The following is a 6,000-nucleotide window of genomic DNA, read 5'->3' as shown; positions in this document are numbered from 1 at the left end:
CCCGCCTACGGCTTCTACTGGTGGCTCAAGAAGCCGGTGCCCACGGCGCTGGCGGCGACGATCGACGCGAACAACAAGCGGCAGTACTCGCAGCAGATCAAGCCGATCGTCGATCAGGCCATGATCCCCAACGACTTCGTGATGGCGAAAGGGGCCTATGGGCAGCAGTTGTACGTGATCCCCTCGCTCGAACTGACTGTCGTGCGCAACGGGCCGGCGCAGCGGAACAACTTCGCTGATGTGGAGTTCCTCACGCGGCTGCTTACCGGCTTTCGGCGGTGAGGGTGGGGGCCGCCGCCACCACGCCGTGTACGGTGGTGGCGGTCGCCGACATCACTCGCCACGGCGCGCCGCCTCACCGGCTCATCCGCCCCGCACGCGGTCCCGCAACACGTGTTTCTGGATCTTGCCGGTGGAGGTTTTCGGTATGTCGGCGAAGTGGACGTGGCGCGGCACCTTGAAGGCCGCCAGATGCTGACGCGCGAAGCCGATCACTTCCTCGGGCGTTGCGCTCATGCCCGGCCTCAATTCCACGAAGGCGCAAGGCGTTTCTCCCCAGTGCCCATCGGGCTTCGCCACCACCGCCACCACCGCCACCGCGGGATGCTTGTACAGGGCGTTCTCGACCTCGATGCTGCTGATGTTCTCACCGCCGGAGATGATGATGTCCTTCGAGCGATCCTTGAGCTGCAGGTACCCGTCCGGGTCCTTCACCGCAAGGTCGCCGGTATGGAACCAGCCGCCGGCAAAGGCGGATTGCGTCGCCGCAGGGTCCTTCAGATAGCCCTTCATCACGACATTGCCGCGCATCATGACTTCCCCCATGGTGGCGCCGTCGGGCGGCACCGGTCGCATCGTCTCCGGGTCGATCACGTCGAGGCCTTCCAGCGCCAGATAGCGCACACCTTGGCGCGCCATCAACGCGGCCCGTTCCGGTCCCGGTTTCGCGTTCCAGGCGTCATGCCAGGCATTCACCACGGCGGGGCCGTACACCTCGGTCAGGCCATACACGTGGCACACCGCAAAGCCCGCGTCCTGCATGGCGGCGAGCACGGCTTCCGGCGGCGGCGCACCAGCAACGACGAATTGCACGCGATGGGGCAAGTCACGTCGGTCGGAGTCATGGGTGGCGAGTAAAGTCGCCATCACGATCGGCGCGCCGCACAGATGCGTCACGGCATGGTCGGACATCAGGCGCCACATCTCGGGGCCGCGCACGGCGCGCAGGCACACATGCAGGCCAGCCAGCGCCGTCACTGTCCACGGGAAACACCAGCCGTTGCAGTGAAACATCGGCAGCGTCCACAGATAGGTCGGATGCCGGGCCATGTCGGCGGCCAGCACATTGCCCGTGGCCAGCAGGTAGGCGCCGCGGTGATGGTACACCACGCCTTTCGGATTGCCCGTGGTGCCTGACGTGTAGCTCAGCGTGATGGCATCCCATTCGTCGCGCGGCATGGCCCAGGCGAAATCCGCGCGCCCGCCGGCAATGAACTGCTCGTAGTCCACTCCGCCCAGCGTCTCGCCGAGCACGGCCTCCGGCGACAGCGCATCGTGCACTTCGATCACCAACGGATGCACGGCACACTCCGCCAGTGCCGCGCGCAGCACGGGCATGAACTCACGGTCCACAACCACGGCGACGGCGTGGCCGTGGTCGAGAATGTAGCCAATGGTCGCGGCGTCGAGCCGTGTATTGATGGTGTTCAGTACGGCACCGGCCATGGGGACGCCGAAATGACATTCCAGCATTTCCGGAATGTTCGGCAGCAGGGTGGCGACCGTATCACCGCGGCCGATGCCGCACGTGGTCAGCGCATGGGCCAGCTGTACGGCGCGATCGCGGAAGCTCCGATAGTCGCGCCTGATCGCGCCGTGCACGATGGCGGGGAAGTCCGGATACACCTGCGCGGTACGCTCGAGAAACAGGAGCGGCGTCAGCGGCTGATGATTCGCGGGGTTCCGGTCGAGCCCCTGCTCGTATGCATTCACGGCCATGGTCTTCCCCTCGCTCCCGGTGGTGGAGAGCCCGCTGGCGGCAGGTGCCCATGTCCATCGCCGCTCTGTGCGCCGGTCCCCTCAACCGGCGACCTCTCGAACCAGGGCCCCCTCACGGGCACGCCCGTCCCTCGGCCGTCCGGCACAGTTCCACCACGCGCAGATTGGGGTCGGCCCGGATGTCCCGCTCCTCGAAGAGGATCGGCTTGGATGCTTTCCGCGAGAACAGCAGGGTCTGGTCGGCGTGGTGCGGTGAGGTGGGATTGTCCGACTGCGACGAGGCCATGATCGATCGCCCGACCGGCCCCTGATCGGTGTACTGCACCCACGCCACGAAGCTCGACGCATGCACCACCTGCTGCCAGCCTTTCCCCGGGATCCACCCCGATCCGGAGGTGATGAGGTTGTATTGCCCGAACTGCCCAGGCCCGCCGTGGATGGGAATCCGGAGTCCGGCCCGCTCCTCGACTTGGTACTCGCGCAACCGGGCGCTCAGTGGCATCCCACTGTCACGCAGATCGCCAATGGCCGCGCTGAGCGCCTGAGTCACCCGAGGATCGGCGCTGTTGAGCCCGCGGGGAGTGTGCACGGGATCGGTGGGATCCAGCGGCACGGTGTAGAACGGCTCGGGGTTTCCGAGGTTCTCCATGAAACGGCGCCAGAGCACGGCGCCCGGGCTGTCCAGGTTCTCTGTGAGGTCCCAGGCTGCCAGCACGTCACACGCCTCGGGGATCCCCTTCTGGATCGGCAACGTACGGCACGTGGTCACCAAAGCGTCCCGCCACAACTCTCCCGAATACACGCGGTTGTTCATGCTGATCGCCTCGAGCTGTGCCAGCGTGAACCGGTTGCCGGGGAGCCCGTCGGTCCCGTTCAGTCGCGCCTCGATTCTGGCCAGCCCGGTTCGGGTGCGCAGGCTGCGCGGCGTGCGCTCGGTTCCCATGATGGGGTCATACCCCTCCAGCAATTGGCGCGCCTGGTTGGTCCAGTGGCTGTCGTTGGAGTTCGTGGCATAGTCCCACCGGTCCAGCATCGGGAGGCGCTTGACGCCGTAGATCCCGGGGACCGGGGCGTCGGGGTCGCTGCCCCACTCGCACGCCCGGCGCCAGCCATCCATGACGATAAGCTGCCGCGCCTCCCACAGCGCCTTCCCCTCCGGAGAGGTAATGCACGCCTCCCGCTGCAGTGCGGTCACGTGGGGAACTGATGAACGATCGCCGAAAATCACCCGCCCCTGGTCGTCCGCCGCCACGGTGTTGAGCCACCCCTCGGCCAGATACCGCTTCCCGGCCTCGTCCATCTCCTTCGCCGAGGACGCCGCGTTCATCTCGTATTGCTGGTTGAGCCAACGGAAGTCGCGGGTGGATGAACGCAGCGCGTAGGCATGCGTGCCGCTCCACACGAACGACGCGTTGGCGATCACCGGGCCGAAGTGCGTCTCCCAGAAGGTGTGTGCCCGTTCGGTGAGCCGGCCGTCCTCCTCTCGCACGGTCACCGTCACGCGACGGGCGGTCATGGGGCGCACCGCGCCTTCGTACTCGTAGGCTGTCGGATTGCCGGGCGCGAGACGCAGCTGGTACACCGTCATCCGCATGGGAACGCTGGCGGTGTGGCTCCATGCCACCCGACGATTGAATCCCAGCAGCACCATCGGTGTCCCCTGGAACGTGGCGCCATACACGTCCAGCTTGCCGGGAACGGTCAGGTGCACCTCGAAGAACCGCTCCGGCCCGTGCCAGCGCCAGTGCGGGTTGATGAACAGCATCCCCTTGCCATTGTCGGTGGCGTCGCGTCCCAACGCGATCACGTTGCTCATCGTGATGGGCGGGGACAACTCGATCGAGCCGGAGGGGGGCGTCGTCGGTCCGGCACCCGGACGGACCGCGTCCACGATGGGCCCAATCCATGATCGTTCCCTGGGCGCCACCGTGTGGAACGCCTGGAGGTAGACATCCCGCTCGGTGATGGGGCGCACCCATGCCTGCCCCCGGCAGCGTGGGTCGGGAATGCGGTCGACGCCGACTTCTTCGAGGTAGTGGTTGTAGCCGGCGACGTAGCCGCGCACCAGGTCGCGTACCTCCACAATGGGCCCCACTGGCGCCGGTTGCCGCAGCAGTCCGCCCACGAAGTCGCGATCGATCAGCGCCCGCCAGTAGAAGTCGCTCTGGAGGTTGGTGACTGTCTGCTGCGCGTCCCGCGCCCCCTCGATTCCGAAGAAGCGCGAACGTTCCCCACGCACGGTGACCCAGCGATTGGCAATGGTGCAGAGGTCTGAGGCCGCCAGCGCGTAGCCATGGCCAAAGCCCACGCCGGCCACGTCGTTGGCCCGCACGTGCGCCACGCCGTACGACGTGGTGCTGACCGTGGCGCGAAGCGGTTGTGCCGCCGCCGGCCGGACAGCTGTAGCCGTGAGGGTCAGTGGGAAAAGCGCGGCCAGCCACACGGTACGCACCAGGTCCTGATTGCTGTACGTCACGGTATGAGCCCCCAGAAGGTTGGTTGGTGCCGATGGGGTATGACTGGCGGGTGCGGAAGTGGCACCACGGCAAGGCCGCTACGCGCCTACGAGATTCTTGCGCGGGTCGATGATGCGCAGCACGCCGTCGATGCCGGGCTGATTGAATCCCTTGAAGCCCTCGTTGCGTTCGAGGTTCTCGAGGTGCGAGCCGATCGCCCCGTTCAGCCGGAAGTCCTCCGCCTGTTCGGCGGTAACCAGCCCCGCGCGCTCCAGCGCGTCCACCCGGGCGGGATCCACGGCCCACCATTCGCCTTCGGTGAGCGCCTGATACAGGTGCGGGAAGTCGGAGAACGGCGGCATGAACGACACGCCGGCCTGCTCCAGCCGCGTCTGCATGCGGACATGATCGTACATGCACTCGAGGTGGTTGATCCCGGCCTCGAACACCGATTCACCGTGGAGGGCACACCAGAGCCCCGCGCGGCGCAGGAACGGCAGGGGGGCGAGATGCAGATGCGCGAAGTCGATGTCGAGTTCTTCCGGGGCTAGGTCGATGTCGGCGAAGATCACGCTGCCGAGCGCCGGCTGTTCGAGAATCTGCGACCCCCAGCCGGCCGCGTGCCCGGCGTAGAACAGCTCGCGGCACTCGAACCCCAGTGTCTCCAGCACGCCGACGCAGCGGTGGAACCACTCGCGCGAACTGTCGTAGGTGTGATGATCCTGATTGGCCCAGCCGATACCGTGCTGGTCCTGCCGCGCCTTTTGCACGCGCCCGGCGCGGCAGCGCGTCTCCCAGTATTCGCGCTCCGCGCGCAGCCACAGCCAGCAGGCCCACGACGCGCCGAGCCCGCCCACGGCGGCACGGACCAGCGCATCGGTGTGGTCGTAGCCGCGCCCCAGGTCATCAAAGGCTCGACGACGGGCCCGGAACGCCTGCAGCACCAGCCGTGACTCGCGCAGCGTCGCGGCCGATACCGCCTCCGGGGCAAAGCCGGTCGATCCGCGCCGTTCAATGGCCCAACACTCGACACCGTCAGCAGACCACGCCAGCGCCCGGCGAAACGGGGCGTGCAGCGCGCCGTCCACCGACACCGCCAGCCCCTGCGACGCCAGGAACTCGTGCAGGTACTCGACCTTGAAGCCGAGCCCCACACGCTCGGCGCCCGTGAGCACCGCGGGGAAGAGCCCCGTGGGGTTGCGCAGGACGCCCGGGTGCGCCGGGTCGGCCTCCCATCCGGCCGCGTGGAACGCCGCAGCTTCGGCGTGATCGACGACCGCGACGAAGTCGAGGATGTCCACCAGGCGCACCCCGATGTCGTCGAGCAGGCGCGCTGCAAAGGCGGCGCAACCGGGAACCCGGGACAACCGGTCGTTGAGGGCACGGTGGACCACCGCGGCGGCGGCGGGCTGTACGGTCCACGTCCGGTCGGCGTGGGCGGGGCGGGTGGGGACAGGCATGCGGGAGTCCGGTCAGGGGCAGTTGGCGTTCGCGCGCGCGGCGGTATTATCATAACAGCTGTAATGAAAACCAGCCACTGTCCCCC

Annotated in this window: 3 protein-coding genes and 1 pseudogene; 1 reads left to right on the top strand and 3 read right to left on the bottom strand. The window is 67.4% G+C overall.

The genetic code is table 11. From position 1 onward, the window contains the following. Positions 1–282, top strand: a pseudogene (locus tag LW840_RS13775) (hypothetical protein); the annotation flags it as partial. Between the two features lie 81 nt (positions 283–363). Here LW840_RS13775 and LW840_RS13770 read toward each other — a convergent pair. From LW840_RS13770 to LW840_RS13760, 3 genes are all read right to left on the bottom strand, one after another. Beyond that, on the bottom strand, positions 364–1,998 hold the full coding sequence (locus LW840_RS13770; protein WP_291277184.1) for an acyl-CoA synthetase: 1,635 nt from the start codon (positions 1,996–1,998) through the stop codon (positions 364–366). Positions 1,999–2,110: 112 nt separating this feature from the next. Beyond that, a complete protein-coding gene (locus tag LW840_RS13765; RefSeq protein WP_291268673.1) occupies positions 2,111–4,474 on the bottom strand; it encodes a penicillin acylase family protein in 2,364 nt (787 codons plus the stop codon). A gap of 78 nt (positions 4,475–4,552) precedes the next feature. After that, a complete protein-coding gene (locus LW840_RS13760; protein WP_291268674.1) occupies positions 4,553–5,914 on the bottom strand; it encodes a hypothetical protein in 1,362 nt (453 codons plus the stop codon). Positions 5,915–6,000: the final 86 nt, after the last annotated feature.

This window comes from Gemmatimonas sp. (assembly GCF_021298855.1).
Taxonomy (GTDB): Bacteria; Gemmatimonadota; Gemmatimonadetes; order Gemmatimonadales; family Gemmatimonadaceae; genus Gemmatimonas.
The sequence above is the reverse complement of the archived record's forward strand: the minus strand, read 5'-3'. Positions and strand labels throughout refer to the sequence as shown.